This is a genomic window from Arenimonas terrae (assembly GCF_006265115.1).
GTDB lineage: Bacteria > Pseudomonadota > Gammaproteobacteria > Xanthomonadales > Xanthomonadaceae > Arenimonas > Arenimonas terrae.
Genome location: NZ_SMDR01000002.1, coordinates 565,119 through 583,253, shown reverse-complemented (window position 1 = coordinate 583,253; position 18,135 = coordinate 565,119). Strand labels below are relative to the sequence as shown.

Annotated in this window: 22 protein-coding genes; 19 read left to right on the top strand and 3 right to left on the bottom strand. The window is 70.8% G+C overall.

The window, feature by feature from the left end; genetic code table 11:
* The first annotated feature begins 54 nt into the window (after positions 1–54).
* The 16 genes from E1B00_RS15660 to E1B00_RS11360 all read left to right on the top strand — a co-directional run bounded on the left by E1B00_RS15660 (position 55) and on the right by E1B00_RS11360 (position 13,830).
* Positions 55–615 carry a TetR/AcrR family transcriptional regulator gene (locus E1B00_RS15660; protein WP_176693221.1) on the top strand — a complete coding sequence of 187 codons (561 nt, stop codon included), beginning with the start codon at positions 55–57 and terminating at the stop codon, positions 613–615.
* A gap of 66 nt (positions 616–681) precedes the next feature.
* Positions 682–1,854 carry a tetratricopeptide repeat protein gene (locus E1B00_RS11430; protein ID WP_139448834.1) on the top strand — a complete coding sequence of 391 codons (1,173 nt, stop codon included), beginning with the start codon at positions 682–684 and terminating at the stop codon, positions 1,852–1,854.
* A 180-nt stretch (positions 1,855–2,034) separates the two neighbouring features.
* Positions 2,035–3,129: an alpha/beta fold hydrolase gene (locus E1B00_RS11425; RefSeq protein ID WP_176693220.1), complete on the top strand. Its 1,095-nt coding sequence runs from the start codon at positions 2,035–2,037 to the stop codon at positions 3,127–3,129.
* Positions 3,130–3,217: 88 nt separating this feature from the next.
* Positions 3,218–3,964: a DUF4124 domain-containing protein gene (locus E1B00_RS11420; RefSeq protein ID WP_139448830.1), complete on the top strand. Its 747-nt coding sequence runs from the start codon at positions 3,218–3,220 to the stop codon at positions 3,962–3,964.
* Positions 3,965–4,028: 64 nt separating this feature from the next.
* The gene (locus tag E1B00_RS15655; protein ID WP_181953161.1) at positions 4,029–4,451 is read left to right on the top strand and encodes a DUF3574 domain-containing protein; all 423 of its coding nucleotides are present in this window, start codon (positions 4,029–4,031) and stop codon (positions 4,449–4,451) included.
* Positions 4,452–4,656: 205 nt separating this feature from the next.
* Positions 4,657–5,493 carry a hypothetical protein gene (locus tag E1B00_RS11410; RefSeq protein WP_139448828.1) on the top strand — a complete coding sequence of 279 codons (837 nt, stop codon included), beginning with the start codon at positions 4,657–4,659 and terminating at the stop codon, positions 5,491–5,493.
* Positions 5,494–5,690: 197 nt separating this feature from the next.
* Entirely contained in the window at positions 5,691–5,975 is a 285-nt protein-coding gene (locus tag E1B00_RS11405; RefSeq protein WP_139448826.1) for a putative signal transducing protein, read from the top strand.
* A 111-nt stretch (positions 5,976–6,086) separates the two neighbouring features.
* Positions 6,087–7,241, top strand: a complete 1,155-nt coding sequence (locus E1B00_RS11400; RefSeq protein WP_139448824.1) for a threonine aldolase family protein — start codon at positions 6,087–6,089, stop codon at positions 7,239–7,241.
* Between the two features lie 11 nt (positions 7,242–7,252).
* On the top strand, positions 7,253–7,933 hold the full coding sequence (locus tag E1B00_RS11395) for a GNAT family N-acetyltransferase (RefSeq protein WP_139448822.1): 681 nt from the start codon (positions 7,253–7,255) through the stop codon (positions 7,931–7,933).
* A 31-nt stretch (positions 7,934–7,964) separates the two neighbouring features.
* On the top strand, positions 7,965–8,963 hold the full coding sequence (locus E1B00_RS11390) for a hypothetical protein (RefSeq protein ID WP_139448820.1): 999 nt from the start codon (positions 7,965–7,967) through the stop codon (positions 8,961–8,963).
* 17 nt (positions 8,964–8,980) lie between these two features.
* Positions 8,981–9,202: a DUF1289 domain-containing protein gene (locus E1B00_RS11385; RefSeq protein ID WP_139448818.1), complete on the top strand. Its 222-nt coding sequence runs from the start codon at positions 8,981–8,983 to the stop codon at positions 9,200–9,202.
* A gap of 52 nt (positions 9,203–9,254) precedes the next feature.
* Entirely contained in the window at positions 9,255–9,989 is a 735-nt protein-coding gene (locus E1B00_RS11380; RefSeq protein ID WP_139448816.1) for a hypothetical protein, read from the top strand.
* An 86-nt stretch (positions 9,990–10,075) separates the two neighbouring features.
* Entirely contained in the window at positions 10,076–12,085 is a 2,010-nt protein-coding gene (locus E1B00_RS11375) for a S9 family peptidase (protein WP_139448815.1), read from the top strand.
* A 3-nt stretch (positions 12,086–12,088) separates the two neighbouring features.
* Positions 12,089–12,577, top strand: a complete 489-nt coding sequence (locus E1B00_RS11370; protein WP_139448813.1) for a DUF4124 domain-containing protein — start codon at positions 12,089–12,091, stop codon at positions 12,575–12,577.
* Between the two features lie 92 nt (positions 12,578–12,669).
* Positions 12,670–13,353 (top strand): TonB family protein, encoded by a 684-nt coding sequence (locus E1B00_RS11365; protein WP_139448811.1) that lies wholly within the window; start codon positions 12,670–12,672, stop codon positions 13,351–13,353.
* Between the two features lie 87 nt (positions 13,354–13,440).
* Positions 13,441–13,830: a hypothetical protein gene (locus tag E1B00_RS11360; RefSeq protein WP_139448809.1), complete on the top strand. Its 390-nt coding sequence runs from the start codon at positions 13,441–13,443 to the stop codon at positions 13,828–13,830.
* On the opposite strand, the gene E1B00_RS11355 is transcribed toward E1B00_RS11360, so the two are convergent.
* Entirely contained in the window at positions 13,772–14,731 is a 960-nt protein-coding gene (locus E1B00_RS11355; protein ID WP_139448807.1) for a LysR substrate-binding domain-containing protein, read from the bottom strand. The genes E1B00_RS11360 and E1B00_RS11355 overlap by 59 nt on opposite strands.
* 112 nt (positions 14,732–14,843) lie before the next feature.
* On the opposite strand from E1B00_RS11355, the gene E1B00_RS11350 reads away from it, so the two are divergent.
* Genes E1B00_RS11350 through E1B00_RS11340 form a run of 3 tightly spaced genes read left to right on the top strand, consistent with a single transcriptional unit; the run spans position 14,844 to position 16,641 of the window.
* Complete coding sequence (locus tag E1B00_RS11350) at positions 14,844–15,053, top strand: hypothetical protein (protein ID WP_139448805.1); 210 nt, start codon at positions 14,844–14,846, stop codon at positions 15,051–15,053.
* A gap of 52 nt (positions 15,054–15,105) precedes the next feature.
* Positions 15,106–15,984, top strand: a complete 879-nt coding sequence (locus E1B00_RS11345) for a DMT family transporter (RefSeq protein ID WP_281280701.1) — start codon at positions 15,106–15,108, stop codon at positions 15,982–15,984.
* 60 nt (positions 15,985–16,044) lie between these two features.
* Positions 16,045–16,641, top strand: a complete 597-nt coding sequence (locus E1B00_RS11340) for a hypothetical protein (RefSeq protein WP_139448803.1) — start codon at positions 16,045–16,047, stop codon at positions 16,639–16,641.
* A gap of 33 nt (positions 16,642–16,674) precedes the next feature.
* Here the strand turns inward: E1B00_RS11340 and E1B00_RS11335 are convergent, their stop codons facing one another.
* Together E1B00_RS11335 and E1B00_RS11330 are read right to left on the bottom strand one after the other, a co-directional pair.
* Positions 16,675–17,418: a DUF4197 domain-containing protein gene (locus tag E1B00_RS11335; protein ID WP_139448801.1), complete on the bottom strand. Its 744-nt coding sequence runs from the start codon at positions 17,416–17,418 to the stop codon at positions 16,675–16,677.
* Between the two features lie 38 nt (positions 17,419–17,456).
* The gene (locus tag E1B00_RS11330) at positions 17,457–18,104 is read right to left on the bottom strand and encodes a YceH family protein (RefSeq protein ID WP_139448799.1); all 648 of its coding nucleotides are present in this window, start codon (positions 18,102–18,104) and stop codon (positions 17,457–17,459) included.
* Between the last annotated feature and the right edge of the window lie 31 nt (positions 18,105–18,135).

Sequence of the window (18,135 nt, the reverse complement as noted above, 5' to 3'; positions counted from 1 at the left end):
GTTTCCGGACAGTCGCGGCCTCCTGTCCGGCAGGGCGCGTGGGAGAATCCGGCCATGACGCTCGCCCACGACGCCCAGGACCCGCGCAAGCGCCGCAGCCGCGAGGCCCTGCTGCAGGCCTTCTTCGGCCTGGTGCTGTCGCGGCGCTACCACGAGATCACGATCGCGGATGTCGTCGCGAAAGCGGGCGTCAGCCGCTCCACCTTCTACGAACATTTCCGCAGCAAGGACGCGCTGCTGGCCGCGGCCATCGAAGGCCCGTTCGGCATCCTGGCCTCGATGCTGGGCGAGCCCTCGCCCACATGCGTGCAGGGCATCCTGGAACACTTCTGGCAGAACCGCGCGATGGCCCGCGGCATTTTCCAGGGCGCGGGCCTGCGCCCGGTGCGCGCCACCCTGGTGGCGATGATCGAGGCGCGACTCAAGCGCGACCACGGCGCCCACCTGCGCGTGCCGCCGCGCCTGGCCGCGCATTCGCTGGCCGACGCGATGCTGTCGCCCATCCTCGCCTGGCTCGCGGGCGAAGCCACCTGCACCGCCGCCGACCTGGCGCAGACGCTGCAGGCGTCCACCGCGGCGATGCTGGGGGCGATGCGCGTGGGTGGCCGGGCCTGAGACAGCTTGCGGCGGTCTGGTCCGCTCAATACCCTGCGATCATCCTTTGCCGATTTGGTGGCCTCCGTGCAACTGATCCTCCGCGCGCTGCTGGTGTTGGCCCTGGTCCTGCCTGGAGCGGCCCGCGCCGACGAAGTGGCGGAAGCCGTGTCGCGTGCCGACAAGCTGCTGGACGAAAGCCGGTTTGCCGAGGCGGTGGACGTCCTCGAACCCTACGAATCCCTCGAACGCCGGGATGTCGACGAGCGCCTGGCGGGCGCCCTGATGGACCAGGCGCTGAGTGGAGTGGCTATCCAGGACATGCTGGGCATGGATCTCTCGCGAATGATCGCCCTGGCCGAGCGTGCGGGTGCCAAGGGCAGTGGCGCCTCGCTGAACCGCCTTTACATGCTCCACGCCAACGGCTGGACCGTGCCCGTGGATGCGCAGAAAGCGCTCGACTACCTCAAGCGTGCGGTGGCGGCCGGCGACGAGGGCGCGAAGCTCAACTACGCGGTCAATCTCTACCAGGGGTCGCCGCTGGTCGAGCGTGATGTCGACGCCGCCTGTGGCCTGCTGCGTGAGCTTGGCGCGATGGACCCTCCGAACGTGATCGCCGTCTACTACATCGGCCTCACGCGCTTCCGCGGCCAGTGCGGCCGATCCGCGAATGCCGAGGACGGTGCGGCACTGGTTGAAATCGCCGCCGGCAAGGGCGTGCGCGAAGCCGAACGCGACATGGGCCGTATCCTGGAATTCGGCTGGGCCGGCGAGACGGACCTGGACCGTGCGCTGGAGTGGTACCAGCGTTCGGCCGACCACGGCGAACCGCATGCGCAGTGGCGCGTCGGCATGGCCTACGTGAGGGGCGAAGGTCGGAAGCCGGACCCGGTGGCCGCCGTCCAATGGTTCGAGAGATCGGCCGCCGGCGAAGACAGCGACGGCCTGACGAGTCTGGCGGTGATGCATGCTTCCGGTGAGGGCGTTCCGCAGGATTTCGCCAAGGCACTGTCGTTCTATCAGCGCGCTGCCGATGCCGGAAGCTCGCACGCCTACCGGGGCATGGCGGTGATGTACCTGCGGGGCGAAGGGGTCGACGCGGATCCGGTGCGCGCCTGGGTGCTGTACTCGCAGGCCATTGCCTCCGGCAACGGCGAGGAGCCGGACCTGCGCGCCGAGATCGAGGGCCGTCTCGGCAAGCTCGAGCGTCGTGCCGCCCAGCGCGAGTTCGACGACTGGCGCAGGAAGCGCGGCGAGTAACCGCCAGAAATCCCCCAATCGCCCGGAATCACCGGCCGCGTGCCCGATCGTGCGTGCGGCTCGTCGTCGGCAGCCACCGCGATTGCGGCGGCATTACTGACGCCACACTCGCGGCGAATGCCCGGGCCCTATGCTGGACACCATTCCCTTGCGTCGATCCCAAGGGCTGGAGCGGATTGGATGAGGCGATTCCTGCGGTGGATGTTCCGCGCGACGGTCGTGGGCGCGGCGGTGCTTGCGGTGGCGGTCGGGGTCGTGTTTCTGATTCCCGTCCGCACCACCGTAGCGGCCATCGCGCCGCGCGCCGACACGCAGTACTGGCAGATGCAGGGCGGCTACCGCATCGCCTATACGCGGCTGGCGCCGGCGGCGGGCGCGCCGCGCCGGCTGCCGGTCGTGTTCCTGCACGGCGGGCCCGGCGGCTACGTGCACTCCTCGATCATCCAGACCCTGCAGCCGCTGGCCGATGCCGGGCACGAGGTCTTCCTCTACGACCAGCGCGGCTCGGGCCTGTCCGACCGCCTGCCGCGGCCCAAGGACAGCGGCTTCAACGACCAGATCGCCGACCTGCACGAGATCGTCGGGCGGCAGCTGGGCGTCGAGCGCGTGGCCCTGGTCGGGCAGTCGCATGGCGCCCGGCTGGCGGCGTATTACGCCGCGCGGCATCCGGAGAAGGTGGCGCGGCTGGTGCTCGGCTCACCCGCCAACCTCGAGCCCGCCGAATACGACGAGCAGGGGCGGGCGGTGGTGGAGTCGCGCTATCCCATCCCTGAAACCCTGGACTTCCGCATCCCCGATCCCGAGCAGTACCGGCGCGACACCGGTTTGTCGGCGATGCCGGCCAAGGTGATCCTGGCGCAGGCCTTCGCCATGGCCTTCAACGTGAAAACCGTGTCGGACGCCGAGGCGGACGCGGCCCTGAACACGCTGGCCGCCGGCTTCACCCGCAACATGGTCTGCGACCCGAAAAACGTGAAGCCGGAAGAAGGCGGCGCGGGCGTGTACGTGCGCACCGGCGCCAACTGGTTCGGCGATGTCGAAGACCCGCGCCCGCAGATGCGCCGCTTCCCGGGCCCGGTGCTGGTGCTGCAGGGGCAGTGCGATTTTGTGCCCTATGCGGAGGCCTACGAATACGTCGACTTGTTTCCGGACGCCCGCTACCAGTTCATCCCAGGCGGCGGGCACATCCTTTGGTGGGAACAGCCCGAGGCCTACGTCCGGCACATCGCCGGGTTCCTTTCGGAAGACGCGTCGCAACGGGGTCAGGTTCAGTAACAAGGCGCCGCGCACAGTTCGGCCCCGCGCGTCCTGAAACAATCCATCCCGGCGTTTACGCCTTCGACAGGGGCGGCGGGGTGTGGGCATGGCGAAGTTCTGGTTCCTCCTGACGGTCGCGTTCATCGACCTGATGGTCGCGGTGGTGCTGGTGAACTGGGGTTATGGCTCGGTCGCCTTCCTTTTCCTGCTGATGGCGGCGCTGTTGGGCGCCTATGCGTTCTTCTCCACGCCCTCGGTCCAGCGCGACCCGCGCGGGCGGCTCCGCCAAGCGGAAGTGCCCTACAGCGGCGTGCTGGGCACAGTGGGGGCGATCGCGATCCTCAGCTCGGCGGGCTATGTCGCCTTCGTCAGCAGCCAGCCGAAGCCGCCGGAGCCCCGCGCCGTTCCGGTGCAGTCCACCGCGCCACGGCCGCAGCCGCGAGCCGAAACCTATGTGCCCCCGCGCAGCTACAGCCCGTCTTCCTCCGGTGCGGCGCTGTACAAGTGCGTGGATGGGAAGGGTCATTCGAGCTTCCAGTCCCAACCCTGCGCGGCTGACGCCACCCAGGCCTGGGTGCGGGATGCGACGCCAGAACCGGAGCCGACACCGGCACAGCAGCGGCGGATGGCGCTCGCGCGCCAGGCCGCCGAACGCCAGGCTGCCAACGACGCAGCGGAAGGGTCGGGTGGGTATTCGACGAATGGCGCCACGACCCGAGCGGAACCCGGATCGTCCGCGGCCTGCCAGTCCGCACGGGCCGCGGATGCGGCCTATCGCCGCCAGCCGCTTCAGTACGTCACGCACGATGGGCTGCGCCGGCACGGCGACCGTATCCAGGAAGCGTGCTACTGAGCCCGCCTGGGTCAGCGCATTCGGCGCGTATGCTGACCGTTCCGCCCGCGACGGAAGCTCCCCGATGCGATCCACATCGCCTGTTCCACTTCGATGCTGCGCGCTATTCCTTGCCCTGGCCCTCGCCGGCTGTGCCACCGCGCCCGGCACGCCCTGCGATCCGCCCGCGCGGGAACAGGTCCAGGACCTGCTTTATTTCGGCACCCGAACGCCGACCGGCGAGGTGACTCCGGCGGAATGGGCGGAATTCCTCGCGGACACCGTGACACCGCGGTTTCCGGCCGGGCTGACCGTCTGGCCGGCGCAGGGCCAGTGGCGCGACGCCGACGGCACGCCGGTGCGGGAGGCTTCGTACGTGCTCAACCTCGTGCATCCCGCGGACGCGGCGAACGAGCGGGCGGTCGCCGAAATCGTCGCGGCCTACCGCGAACGCTTCCGGCAACAGTCGGTGCTGCGCGTGCGCAGCCTGGCCTGCGTGTCGGGCTGAGCGCGGGCGTACCCCATGCGGCGAGGCATGTGACGCCATCGATGGCCGCCGCGCCCGCGTGAAGTCCGCTTCACATTGTCCCGGTTAGCTGTGCTTGCCCCGGCAGTTCATGTCGCCAATCGAGTCGTTCGTCCCGGTTTGTCTTGAGTTTGTCCCGACCGTCAAAGACACTCCCGGGGCGTCCCCCATCTTCCCCGAGGTCCGAATGCTCCGTCCCGCCCTGCTTGCCCTGGCGCTTGCCGCCGCCGCCAACGCCGCCCAGGCCGGCGAATGCGAAGACAACTTCAAGAAGTCCGGCAACGCCTTCACCGGCGTGGACTTCTCCAGTGCGGTGACGGTGCCCGACCAGTCCATCGCCGACGCCATCGGCCAGATGCGGGGCATCATGATCGGCGAGAAGATGGACGTGCTGTCCGAGGACGTCGAAACCGGCACCCTGCTGGTCGAGCAGCGCTCCACCAACACCACCCGCCCGATCCCGACCCTGATCAATGTCTACGACGAAGGCGGCGCCGCCGCGGTCGAGATGACGGTGAAGACCGAGAAGGGCCAGTTCGCCAAGGCGGAGAACATCCGCAGCTACATGTGCACCCTGCTGGGCAAGCTGCAGGGCGGCGACGCCGGCCGCCAGGCCGCGGCCAAGGGCGCGGCCACCCAGAACGTGGACGACGTGACCGAACAGGACGTCTACATGTTCTCGCGCCGCATCGCCCGCGAAGGCCAGGCCAATGCCGCCGCCGTGGTGGCGCGCCACACCGGCCGCCGCTACGCGCTCAAGGGCAAGGTGTCGTCGATCCAGCAGGTGGAGGGCGACACCATCGTCGCGTTCCACATCCTCGACCACAACGATTCCATCATCCGCGTGCCGGGCGACAACGCGCCGCAGACCGGCGTGGCCTGCGTGTTCAAGCCCAACCAGCAGGCCCTGGTGCTGACCTTCCGCCGCGGCGAGACCGCGCGCTTCGAAGGCCGTTTCGCCGAATACGACAACATCCTGCACCAGGTCTGGCTGGACGGCTGCAAGCCCGCCCGCCGCCGCTGAGGCCGGTTCCCCGGTGTCATCCCGCGCCCCTGGTTCCGCGAGGAACCGGGGGCGTTCCGTTTGTCTGCCCGGGGACACCACGCACCCGAAAACCCGGAAAAGTGTGAACCAGTTCACATTCTGAGTGTGAAGAAGATCGCCTAATCGCGGGCGGAAACAGGCCGCCTCCCGCGGCTGGCAGGCAAACAGGGGCCGCCATGACACCCGTCTACATCGCCGAAAGCGAGCTCGATGCGCAGCTCGTGCAGGATCTGCTGGTCAGCGCCGGCATCGCCGCCCATGTCTTCGGCCCGAACGTGGCCGGGTCCCCCGCCGGCGTTCCGGCCACTCCCCAGATCCGTGTCGTGGTCGAGGACGGCGAGGCCATCGTCGCCCGTGCCCTGATCAAGGACTGGCAGACCGGCCCCGAGCTGGACGACGAGGACAGCGACGAAGACGACGCGCTGTTCGAAGACCGCCTGCCGCTCGAACGCGACGCCTGACCCGGCGTCACCGGCGCGCATCGCGCCGACTTTCTCCATCGCTGCCGTTATGCTCCCGGGGCTGGCCGCGCCCCCGCGTGGCCCGTCTGCCACCAGATCCGGGAGCCCTGCATGGACCGCCGCCACTTCCTCGCCGCCAGCGGCCTGGCCGCCGCTTCGCCGATGTTCGCCGCCACCGCGGCCGCGGCGGAGGCGGCATCGGGCGAAGGCCTTTTCCAGACGGTCAACTTCGGCCCCGACGGCCTGGGCCTGAGCCCGCGCGAATACGCCGCCCGCCTGGGTGAAGTGGTGAACGCCAGCAACCTGCACCCGGACTACTACTCGCTCGGCGGCCCGGTCGCCGAAATCGAAAAGCAGTTCGCCGGCCTGCTGGGCAAGGAAGCGGCGATGTTCGTGCCCACCGGCACCCTGGCCAACCACCTGGCCGTGCGCAAGCTGGCCGGCAATCGCCGGCGCGTGCTGGTGCAGGCCGAAAGCCATCTCTACAACGACAGCGGCGACGCCGCGCAGATGCTCAGCGGCCTGAACCTGGTCCCGCTGGCGCCCGGCCAGGCGACGCTGACGCTGGACGAAGTGGAACGCTGGGTCGACCGCTCCGGCGGCGGCCGCGTCGAGACCAAGGTCGGCGTGATCGCGATCGAAAGCCCGGTGCGCCGCCTCGACCACGCCATGGCCGATTTCGGCGAAATGCGCCGCATCAGCGCCTGGGCGCGCGAGCAGGGCATCCGCATGCACCTGGACGGTGCGCGCCTGTTCAACCTGCCGCTGCACTCGGGCAAAAAGCTGCCCGAGATCGCCGCGCTGTTCGACACTGTCTACGTTTCGCTGTGGAAACACTTCAACGGCATGGCCGGCGCGGTGATCGCCGGCGACAAGGCCTTCATCGACGGGCTGTTCCACACCCGGCGCCTATTCGGCGGCTCGCTGCCGCAGGCCTGGCCGACGGTGGCGCTGGTGTCCGGCTACGCCGAAACCTACGAGCGCGATTACGCCGAGTCCTGGCGCGCGGCGAACCGGCTGATCGGCCTGCTGGAGGCGCAGGGCCGCTTCCGCGTGCGCAAGGTGCCGGAAGGGACCAGCCGCTTCTACCTCTCGGCCACCGGCGTCCCGCTGGGCGCGCTGGCCGAACGCGCGCAGGCCCGCGGCATCGTGCTGCCCTGGCCGGGGCCGGATGCCGACGCCTTCCCGATGCAGGTCAACCCGACCATCCTGCGCCTGCCGCCGGAGCAGATCGCGCAGCGGCTGGCGGATTCGCTGGAAGGCTGAGGACCGCGCCCATGGCTGCGCATCCGCTCGACAATCCGATCTGGCAGTCGCTGGCGCATCGCCATCGCGACCTCGCGCTCGCCCACGGCGAAGTGCTGCGCTATCCGGCCGAGGTCGCGCCCTTCCTCGGCGTGCCGGGGCCGGGCACGCCGCTGCAGACGGGACTCGACGCGTTGGTGGCGCCGGGCGAATCGGTCTATCTGCTGGGCGCGGTGCCGCCGGCGCCGTCCGGCTGGGCGCTGCAGAACCTGGGCGACCTGGCGCAGATGGTCTGCGATGCGCCGCTGGCCGAGGTGCCGGGCCCGGACTTCATCGAACTGGGCGACGCGCAGCGCGCCGACGTGCTCGCGCTCACCGCCCTGGTCTATCCGCACTATTTCCGGCCGCAGACGATGCGGCTGGGCCGCTACTTCGGCCTCTACGAAGACGGGCGGCTGGCGGCCATCATCGGCGAGCGCATGGGCCCGCCGGGCTGGCGCGAGATCAGCGCGGTCTGCACGCATCCGGATTTCCTCGGCCGCGGCTACGCGCGCCGGCTGATGGCCTGGCTGGCGAACGACCTCCTGGCCAGCGGCCTGATCCCTTTCCTGCACGTGAGCCAGCAGAACACCCGCGCGCTGGAGCTGTACCGCAACAACGGCTTCCGCACGCGCGTCGAGATCCCGTTCTGGTCGCTGGCGCGCGGGCCATGAATCCAACCCTTTCCTGCACAGGCGAGCTGCGATGCTGCGCACCCTTCTTCTGCTGACCTTCGCGCTGGCCGCGACCGCCGACGCCAAGTCGTCCAGGATCGAAAAGGACGGCGCCGGAAAGACGGTGACCGTCGTGGACACCGCGAACTGGCCCTGGCCCTGGGACGCTCCGCGCACGCTGTCCTACGACCTCGAGCAGCGCATCGAGACGACGCGCATGGGCAGGACGTCGCTCATGCGCAGCACCGAGATCCAGCACATCACGGGCGATCCCGGCGGTGGCCAGGTATGGCGGGCCAGCGACGCGAAGGTCGAATACCCGGAGGGTTTCGCTGCCGAGCAGCGCGCCCAGGTCGAAGCGCTGAACCGGTCGATCAACCGGATCGGCGTCAGGGTCACGCTGGACGCGCAGGGCGCCACGACCGGCATCGGCAACCTCGCGGAGCTGCTGCCCGAATTCCGGCGCTCCATCGAGGCGGTCGCCCTGCCGGCCCAGGAGAAGGCGCTGGCGGCGATGGAGAACGAGGCCGAACGGGCGCGGGCAAAGGAGACCTCGGACCGGTTGCTGCAGGCGATCACCTCCGAAGCGGTCATCGCAGCCGAGCTGATGCGTCTTCCGGTGGCCTACAACTTCCCCGGCAAGGGCGGCGTGGTGATGGGTGAGACCATCCAGTACGAGGAAGACGCCCCGAATCCGCTGGGCGGCGACACGTTTCCGATGCAGGGCAGTTTCCGCGTCGACCCGCCGGCCACCGAAGGCGGCCCGATCGAAATGACCTGGACCGTGACCATGGATCCGGAGCGATCGGCCCCGGTGCTGCTCGATACCGCGGAGCGGATGATGGGCAAGACGCTGAGCGCGGACGAGCGGGCGAAGCTGCCGGGGCGGGTCGTGTTGCGGGTGGTGACGCGGTATCGCATCGACGCAGCCACCGGCGTGATCCAGTGGCTGGAGCGGTCCGAGACCCGCGATGTGTTCGGTGCCCGGGACGAGAGGTTCCTGGTGATGACCCTGCGGCCCGAGGCCTGAGCGCGCGCGGCGTCCGGATGGCCGGCCCCACCGCACCAACCGCTTCGCCCTGCACGCGCAACTGCTGCCTGGACGCGCAGGACGTCTGCCTGGGCTGCGGCCGCACGCTGGACGACATCCTGCGCTGGCACGCGGCCGACGACGACGAGCGCCGGCGGATCGTCGCGCTCGCGGCCGAACGCCGCGCCGCGCGCGCCGCAGGTAATGGCTTCGCCGCACCCGGTACTTCCGGCCCTTAGGCGCCCGCGGCGGCGCGCCGACAGTGGCGCGGTCCCCCACCCGGAGCGCGCCATGCGATTGAACCGACTGCTGTTGACCTTCCTGCTCGCCGCATCGTTCGGCCACGCACCGGCCTTCGCCGCCGACGGCGAGGCCCCGAAGCCCAAGGTGTTCGTGGTCTCGACCCTGTACAAAAAACACGAAACCACGCCGTCCTACGACCTGCCCACGCTGCGTGCCCTGATCGAGCGCCTGGACCCGGACGTGTTCGTGCTCGACGTGACGCCGACCGAACTGCGCGAGCGCACCGTCTGGCCCGGCAAGGTCGAATACGTGCAGGTGGTGTTCCCGATGATCGACGCGCGCGGCGCGACCGCCTACGCCTCGGAGCCGGCGGAGCCGCTGTTTGCCGAGCTCTCCGGCCCGTCCACCGCCGCCCACGTCGCACTGGAAAAGGAACGGCCCGCCGTGCGTGCGGCCCTGCGCGACCTCGATGCGGCGACCTATGCCGCCCTGGCCGTGCACTGGCGCACGCCGGAGGCGGTTCACGACGCCCTGACCGACCGCGTCGTCGGCGCCAACCGCGACCTCAAGAACCGCCTGGTCGGCCCGGTCGCCGAAACCAACCAGCGCCGCTGGAACGAACACCACGCCCAGCGCCTGCTCGAGGCCGCGGCCCGCCATCCGGGCCAGCGCATCGTGATGCTGGTGGGCATCGAGAGCCGCTACGAGGTGATGCGCCTGCTGGCCGATGCGTCCGGCATCGAGCTGGTGGACGTGGCCGACTGGCCCGCCGCGGCGCCCTGAGCCGGCGGCGGGAGACGTCGCCGGCCATTTCGCGGGCGCCGGGCTTGGGCGTAGAGTCGGGCCCTGAACCCGACCCGGAGCCCCCGATGAAGCCGTTGCGCCGCCGCCCGCTTTCGATCGCCATCGCACTGCCGTTCGCGCTCTCCCTGGCCCTGGCGGCCTGCCAGCCGGCCGCGGGTCCGGAGGCGCCGGCGCCCACCGCCGCCGCCCCGGTGGCCGAGGTCGCGCGTCCGGCCAAGCAGTACGTGATCGAGGACTTCATCGAATCCACCGGCGTCAGCGGCGCCTCGTTCAACGCCGACGAATCGCGCATCCTGTTCTCGTCGAACAAGGCCGGCGTCTGGAATGTGTACTCGATGCCCGTGGCCGGCGGCGAGTGGACGCCGGTGACGGAATCGACCACCGACAACAGCTGGGGCGTGGCCTACTTCCCGGCCGACGACCGCGTGCTGATCGCGCGCGACGACGACGGCGACGAGCTCGACCACCTGTTCGTGATCGCCGCCGACGGCAGCGAGAAGGACCTGACCCCGGGCAAGGGCCTCAAGGCCGACTTCCTGGGCTTCACGCACGACGGCGGCGCCTTCCACGTGATCAGCAACGAGCGCGACCCGCGCTTCTTCGACGTCTACCGCTACGACGCGACCAGCTACGAACGCGAGCTCGTCTACAAGAACGAGGCCGGCTTCGAGCCCGCCGAAATCTCCGGCGACGGCCGCTGGCTGGCCCTGGCCGAAACCCACACCACCAACGACTCCGACGTGCACGTGGTCGAGCTGGCCACCGGCAAGTCCACCAAGATCTCGCAGCACGAAGGCCAGGCCAACTTCAACGCCCAGGCCTTCAGCCCGGACGGGCAGTGGCTGTACTACACGGCCAACGACCAGGGCGAGTTCGCCGAACTGCGCCGCGTGAACCTGGCCAGCGGCGCGCACGAGCCGGTGCGCAAGGCCGACTGGGACATCTCCGATGCGTTCTTCTCGCACAACGGCAAATACCTGGGCATCGCCACCAGCGTCGACGGCAGCACCGAGGTCACCCTGCTCGACGCCGCCAGCGGCGCCGAAGTGCCGCTGCCGGCCCTGCCGGCCGGCGAGATCCGCAACCTGCGCATCGCCCGCTCCGAGAACAGGCTGGCCTTCTACCTCAACGGCGACCGCCAGCCCAACGACCTGTACGTGCTCGACATCGGCGGCGAGCCGAAGCAGCTGACCACGTCGCTGAACCCGGCCATCGACCCGGCCGACCTGGTGGATTCTTCGGTCGTGCGCTTCAAGAGCTTCGACGGCATGGAGATCCCGAACATACTGTGGAAGCCGCACCAGGCCACCGCCGACGCGAAGGCACCGGCCCTGGTGTGGGTGCACGGCGGCCCGGGCGGGCAGACCACGCGCGCGCACTCGGCCCTGATCCAGTACCTCGCCAACCACGGCTACGTGGTGCTGGGCATCAACAACCGCGGCAGCTCGGGCTACGGCAAGACCTTCTTCGCCGCCGACGACGGCAAGCACGGCCGCGAGCCGCTGTGGGACACCATCGAGGCCAAGAAGTACCTGCAGTCCCTGGACTACGTCGACGACGACCGGATCGGCATCGTCGGCGGCAGCTACGGCGGCTACATGGTCCTGTCGGCGCTGGCCTTCAAGCCGGGCGAGTTCAAGGTCGGCGTGGACATCTTCGGCGTGTCGAACTGGGTGCGCACGCTCGAGTCGATCCCGCCGTACTGGGAAAGCTTCCGCGAGGCGCTGTACCAGGAGATCGGCAATCCCGAGACCCAGCGCGACTTCCTGGTCGAGACCTCGCCGCTGTTCCATGCCGACAAGATCAACGTGCCGCTGATGGTGCTGCAGGGCGCCAACGACCCGCGCGTGATCAAGCCCGAGAGCGACGAGATCGTCGCCGCGGTGCAGAAGAACGGCGTGCCGGTGGAATACGTCGTGTTCGACGACGAGGGCCACGGCTTCACCAAGAAGAAGAACCAGATCGAGGGTTACGGCCGCATGCTGGCCTTCCTCGACCAGCATCTCAAGGGCGTGCCCGCGCCGGCGGCCACGCCGGCCGAAGCCGCGGCGCCCACCGAAGCGCCGGCGGAGTAGGCCGTGCGTGCGGTCTGGCCGATGGGGCTGTGCGCGGCGCTGCTGGCGGCGTCCGCGCCGCCGGCGGGCGCCGAGGCGCTGTACAAGTGCACGAGCGCGCAGGGTGCGGTCAGCATCCAGTCCGAGCCCTGCCCCAAGGGCAGCACCCAGGACTGGAAGCGCGAAGCCGACCCCGAGCCGGCGCCGACGCCGGAGGAGCTGGCGGCACGCGCCGCCCTGGTCGACGCCGAGGCCCGGCGCGTCGCCGAAACGGCGCGCCTGGCCGAAGAGGCCCGGCTGGCCGCCGAAGCCCGGCGGGCCGCCGAGGCGCAGCGCCGCGCCGACGAGGCCGCGGGGCGTCGGCCCGAGCGCACCAGCGACTGCACCCGGGCCCACGACTTCAACGATGCCGCGCTGGCCATGGACTGGCTGGAGCTGAGCGAAACCCAGAAGCGGCGCCTTTACGACTGGGTGGTCGAAACCTGCCGCGACCCGGAGGCGGCCTCGCTCTAGCCGCCTGGTCCGGCGCCGCGATCTGTGACCGGGTCGACGGATTCATCCGCGCCGGTCTGGGAGGCTAGCCGGTCTTTTCCGGGGGGTGTGCCATGAAGTCCTACGTCTGGGTTTTGCTGCTGGCGGCCGCGATGCCGGCAGCGGCGCAGGAGGCGGTCGACAGCATCGGCTTCGGCGGCTGGGTCGAGCTGTCGGCGGCGGGCGAGGTCGAGAAGTTCGAGCCCAGCCAGCGGCCGCCGCTGTCGAACGCGCTGCGGCCGATCGTGATCAAGCAGGTGCGCGCCGCGGACTTCCTTCCCGCGCAGGGCGCGGCCGGTCCGGTGGCATCGCGCAGCTGGCTCGACGGCCGCGTGCAGATGATCCCCAACGGCGAAAACGTCATCGTCCGCACCGCCAGGCTCAAGCTCGGCCCGCGCGTGATCAGCCGCGCCGCAGCGCGTTATCCCGAGGCGCTGCGCGACACGGCCGCGGAACTGGTGCTGGTGTTCACCGTTACCACCGCCGGCCGCGCCGGCAACTTCGAAGTGCTCGCCGAGCCCACCGTCGACCCGGCCTTCGGCCAGGCGGCGATCACCGCCCTGCACGGGTGGCGCTTCGATCCCGAGCAGCGCGACGGCCAGCCGGTCGCCACGCGCATGCAGCTGTGGTTCCGCTTCCTGCCCGAAGGTGCGCCGGGCGGCGCTGAGGTGGCACCCCTGCCGGTGCCCGAAGGTCGTCCGCAGGTGGCGGGCCAGGACGCCAGCGTCGAGCTGGTGGAAGTCCGCGCCGGCGGCTAGCGGTTTTCGCAGGCGCCGCCGCGGCGGATGCCTGCGGCGCCAGAACCCGCGCCACGCTGCAATGGTCCTCCCGGACGGAGGACGAAAATGTCGCGAGGGCTGGCGGTTTTCCTGGTGTTCTGGATGGGTTCGTCCGCCGTCGGCGCGGACGAGCTGCACAAGTGCGTCGATGCCGCCGGCGCGGTGAGCTACCAGTCGGCGCCCTGCGCGGCCGGTTCGCGCACGCTGTGGGTGCGGGCCGTGGTGCCGGAAGCCACGCCGGCGAGGCCGGCCGCGAGCGCCGCGCCGACCGTTTCTCCAGGGCCTGCGCGGCCGGGCGCGCGCCGCACCACCGCGCCGCGGCGCGATCCCGCCGCCAGCCGCTGCGCTGCCGCGCGCCGCTCCGCCGACGCCACCCGCGAGCGGCTCTGGAACCGCCTCACTTTCCGCCAGCGCTCCGAGCTCGACGCGAAGGTGGCGCGGGCCTGCGCGGGCTGACCGCCGGCGCCGGTTCGTCCATCGCGGCGCCGTAGCGGCGCGCTTCCTCGAGCAGCCAGGCGCGGAACGCGGCCAGGCCTGCGTGGTCGTCCGAGCGCGCCGGATGCACCAGGTAGTGCGCATAGTCGGACTTGAGCCGCTGCGGGCTCAGCACCACCAGCAGGCCGGCGTCGATCAGCGGCTTGGCCAGGGTCATGCGGCCCATCGCCACGCCCATGCCGGCGGCCGCGGCGCGGTGCAGGGTCTCGGCATCGTCGAGCCGGGCGACGAAGCGCCGCGGCGCACTGCCGCCGAAGCGGGCGAACCAGTCGGGCCAGCGGCCGGCGTCGTCTTCCAGCAGCGGATAGCGCGAAAGGTCCTGCGGTTTATTGCCGCCGTGTTCGGCCACCAGTTTCGGGCTGGCCAGCGGCGCGATCCAGTCGTCGAACAGGTGGGTGGCGGTGAGGCCGGGCCAGCGGCCGGGGCCGTAGCGGATCGCCGCGTCCACGGCGAGGTCGCGTTCGAAGTCCACCAGGCTGATGCTCGACTGCAGGTTGATCTCGAGCTGCGGGTGCGCGGCCAGGAAACCGGGCAGGCGCGGCACCAGCCAGCTCGAGGCCATGGACGGCAGCAGGCTCAGGCTCAGCACTTCGTCGCGGCGCGAGCAGCAGGGCCGCAGCGCGCGTTCGAGTGCGTCGAAGGGCGCCGCCACGGCGTCGAAAAGCCGCTGCCCGTCGGCGGTCAGGCGGATGCCGCGCGGGCCGCGTTCGAACAGTCGCTGCCGCAGGCGCTCTTCCAGCGCGCGGATCTGGTGGCTGAGCGCGCTGACGGTGAGGTTGAGCGATTCCGCCGCACGCGAGAGGTTGCCGGCCCGCGCGGCGGTGAGGAAGCCCTGGATCGGCTGCAGCGGAAGCCGGCTCATGTTGAATTTCGCTCAAGTCTTGATTGAAAAGGTATCGCTACTGCGCGGACAAGCATCTCCCTATCTTTCATTTCCATCAAGTAACGCCGCGCCGCGGCCCAGGGAGAAGACCATGAACGTCTACAAGAACCTGCTGTTCCTGCACGGCCATTTCACCGACCCGCACATGGACGATGGCTACGGCCCGACCTACGGCAACCGCAAGGCCAGTGCCCGCACCCTGCGCGAAAGCTGGCAGCCGGCGCGCGAGGCGGTGGCCGAGGCGCTGGCGCCGGGCGCGCCGGACGACGGCAGCTGCCGCCAATGCACGAACGGAGCCTGAGGTAATGGCCGCGACTGCCCCGGTGGCGACGGGCCTCGCGCACAATGGCGGCATGACCCAGCCCAACAACCTGCGCGGCATCGTCGCCATGCTGCTCGCCGTCGGCCTGTTCTCGCTGATGGACGGCGGGCTCAAGCACCTCTCGGGCCACTATCCGTCGATGCAGGTCGCGGCCATCCGCGGCCTGTCCTCGCTGCCGCTGGTGCTGGTGTGGGTGCTGGCCACCGGCGCCGGCGCCGGATTGCTGCGCATCCGCTGGCCCCTGCACCTGCTGCGCGGCGTGTTGTCGATCGTGATGCTGGCGTCCTTCGCCTACGCGCTGAAAGTGATGCCGCTGGCCGGCGCCTACGCGCTGTTTTTCGTCGCGCCGCTGATGATCACGGCGCTGTCGGTGCCCCTGCTGGGCGAGAAGGTCGGGCCGCGGCGCTGGACCGCGATCGGCGTGGGCCTGCTCGGCGTGCTGGTCGTGCTGCGGCCGACCGGCGAAGGCGTGCTGAGCTGGGCCGGACTGGCGGTGCTGCTGTCGGCCGCCGGTTATGCGCTGTCGGCCATCACGGTGCGCGTGCTGCACCGGACCGACAGCAGCCAGAGCATGGTGTTCTGGATGCTGCTGATGACCGGTGTCGGCGCCGGCGCCCTGGCCTGGCCGCAGTGGGTGCCGCTGATGTGGGGCGATGCCTGGGTGATCGCCGGGGTCGGCCTGGCCGGTTTCCTGGGCCAGGTGGCGATCACCGAAGCCTTCCGCGCCGGCGAGGCCTCGGTCGTCGCGCCGTTCGAATACAGCGCCCTGGCCTGGGGCCTGATGCTGGACTGGCTGGTCTGGCAGGCCCTGCCCGACGGCTGGACCTTCGCCGGCGCCGGCATCATCGTCGCCAGCGGCCTGTACCTGATCCGCCGCGAGCGGGTGCATGCGGAGGCCGAACACCCCTAGCGGCTCCCGGACCCGGCGTCGGGCTATGCTTCGGGCGGTTCCTACCCCCCGGACGACCGAATGACGCACCGCCTTTTCCTGCCCCTGCTGTCCCTGACCCTGCTGCTGGGTGCCTGCGGCGAAGCCCCGGCCCCCGCAGCGGCGCCCGAGACCGCGGCGGCCGCGCCCGCCGCCGGCAGCGGCGTGGACTGGAGCCGCTGCCGCATCCCCCATGTCGGCCTGCCTGTGCCCGGCCGGCTGTTCGTCATCGACGGCGGGCGGCCGACGCCCGAGTCCGAACCCGGCCGCGAATCGATCCGTCGCGTCGACGTGCGCGTGCCCGGCCCGGTGGCCCTGCTGCTGACCGCACCCGACGCCACCGCCTGGCACGTGCGCGTCTCGCCCGAAACCCAGCTGCGCGCGATCTTCGCCAGCGGCCAGCAGTCCCAGCGCATCACCGGCCAGGGCCTGGGCAATGCCCGGCTGACGCAGTCGCAGGTGTTCGGCGAGCCCTGCGGCCGCTACTGGCTCGAAGGCGGCGCCGGCCCGGCCCTGGCCGAGCTGACCCAGGAAGTGTTCGGCCGCCCGCACGACGCCATCTACGAGATGCGCATCGGCAGCGTGATCATCGGCGGCACCGATCCCGACCTGGACCAGCCGGTCGGCCGCGGCGACTGAGCGCCCGGCGGCGGCCGGAGACGCCGCGACCGCTCAGCGGCTGCCGAAGACCTTGCGCAGCAGTTCGCTGGAACGCTGCGCGGGATCCTCGCGGATGGCCCGCTCCTGGTCGGCGACGACCTTGAACAGGCCGTCCAGCGCCGCCTCGGTGACGTAATCGTCCAGGTCGACCGACTCCGAGCCGCCCAGCAGCGCCACCAGGCCGGCGTTGCGTCCGACCATGGCCTTGTAGCGCTGGGTGACGCCGGCGCTTTCGGTCGCGTCCTCGACGATGGGATGGAACTGCGCGCGCAGCCGGTCCTCGGTGACCCGGCGGAAGAAGCGGGTGCCGGCGTCGGGTTCGCCGCGCACGATGTCGATGGCGTCGCGCACGGTCATCTGCCGCACCGCGTCGGCGAAGACGTCGGCGGCGATCGGCACGGCCTTTTCGGCGGCGCGGTTCATCGACAGCTCGAATTCGTCGACCTTGCGGCCGGCGCCCAGCTGGCGCGCGGTGTCGGCGATTTTCCCCAGCTGGCCGGGGATGCGGATGCGCACGGCGCTGTCGCCGTAGAAGCCGTCGGTGCGGCCGAGCTGGGTGACGGCGCGGTGCACGCCCTGGGCCAGCGCCTCCTTGATGCCGCCGGAGGCCTCGGATTCGCTCAGGCGCGAACTGCGCGAGCCGCCCAGGCTGTCCCGGAGCCGGTCCTTCCAGTCGTCGGCCTGGGCGCTGGTGGCGCAGCCGGTGATGAGCACGATCGCGGCGAGCGCGAGGGAGGGCAGGGTGTTCGGGCGCATGGCGGTCTCCGGCGGGGGCGCGGCGCCCATCCTACGCGTCAGTCGGCGGGAGAGAGCAGACGCCGGACCTGGTCGCTCAGTTCGACGACTTGAGCCTCCAGCGCCTCGACCCGGGCCTCGAGCGACGTGCGCGCCGGGCTGGCCGCGCGCGGTGCGGCGGCGGCCAGCAGGTCCGGCGACACCGGGCCCGCGAGCAGGTGCATGTAGCGGTCTTCGCGCTGGCCGGCGCCGCGGCCCAGGTTCACGGCCAGGCCGCGCTGGATCAGGCGCTCGAGCTGCTGGCGCGCGTCATCGAGTTCGCGCGGGCCGTTCAGGCGCTCGCAGCGGGTCAGCAGTTCGGCGGCGGTCTGCGGACCCCGCAGCAGCAGCACGCTGACCAGGGCCTGCTGCTGGCGCGTCAGCGAATACGCCGCCGACAGCCGGTGTTCGTAGCGCTGGGCGCGGGCGCCATGCACCGACTGCACCAGCCCGCGCGATTCCAGCTCGCGCAGGGCGTGGCCGACTTCGCCGGCCTCGAGCTCCAGGATCGGATCGCGGTTGTTCTTCTGGTTGCAGGCCAGCTGCACGGCATTGGCGGTGAGCGGATAGGCCTCGGGCGTGGTCGCTTCCTTCTCGACCAGGCTGCCCAGGATGCGGGCTTCGGTGGCGCTGAGCGGGGGCAGGGCGTTGGATTCGGAAGAGTTCATGGCCGCGGTCCGGATAAAGAAGCCCATGATG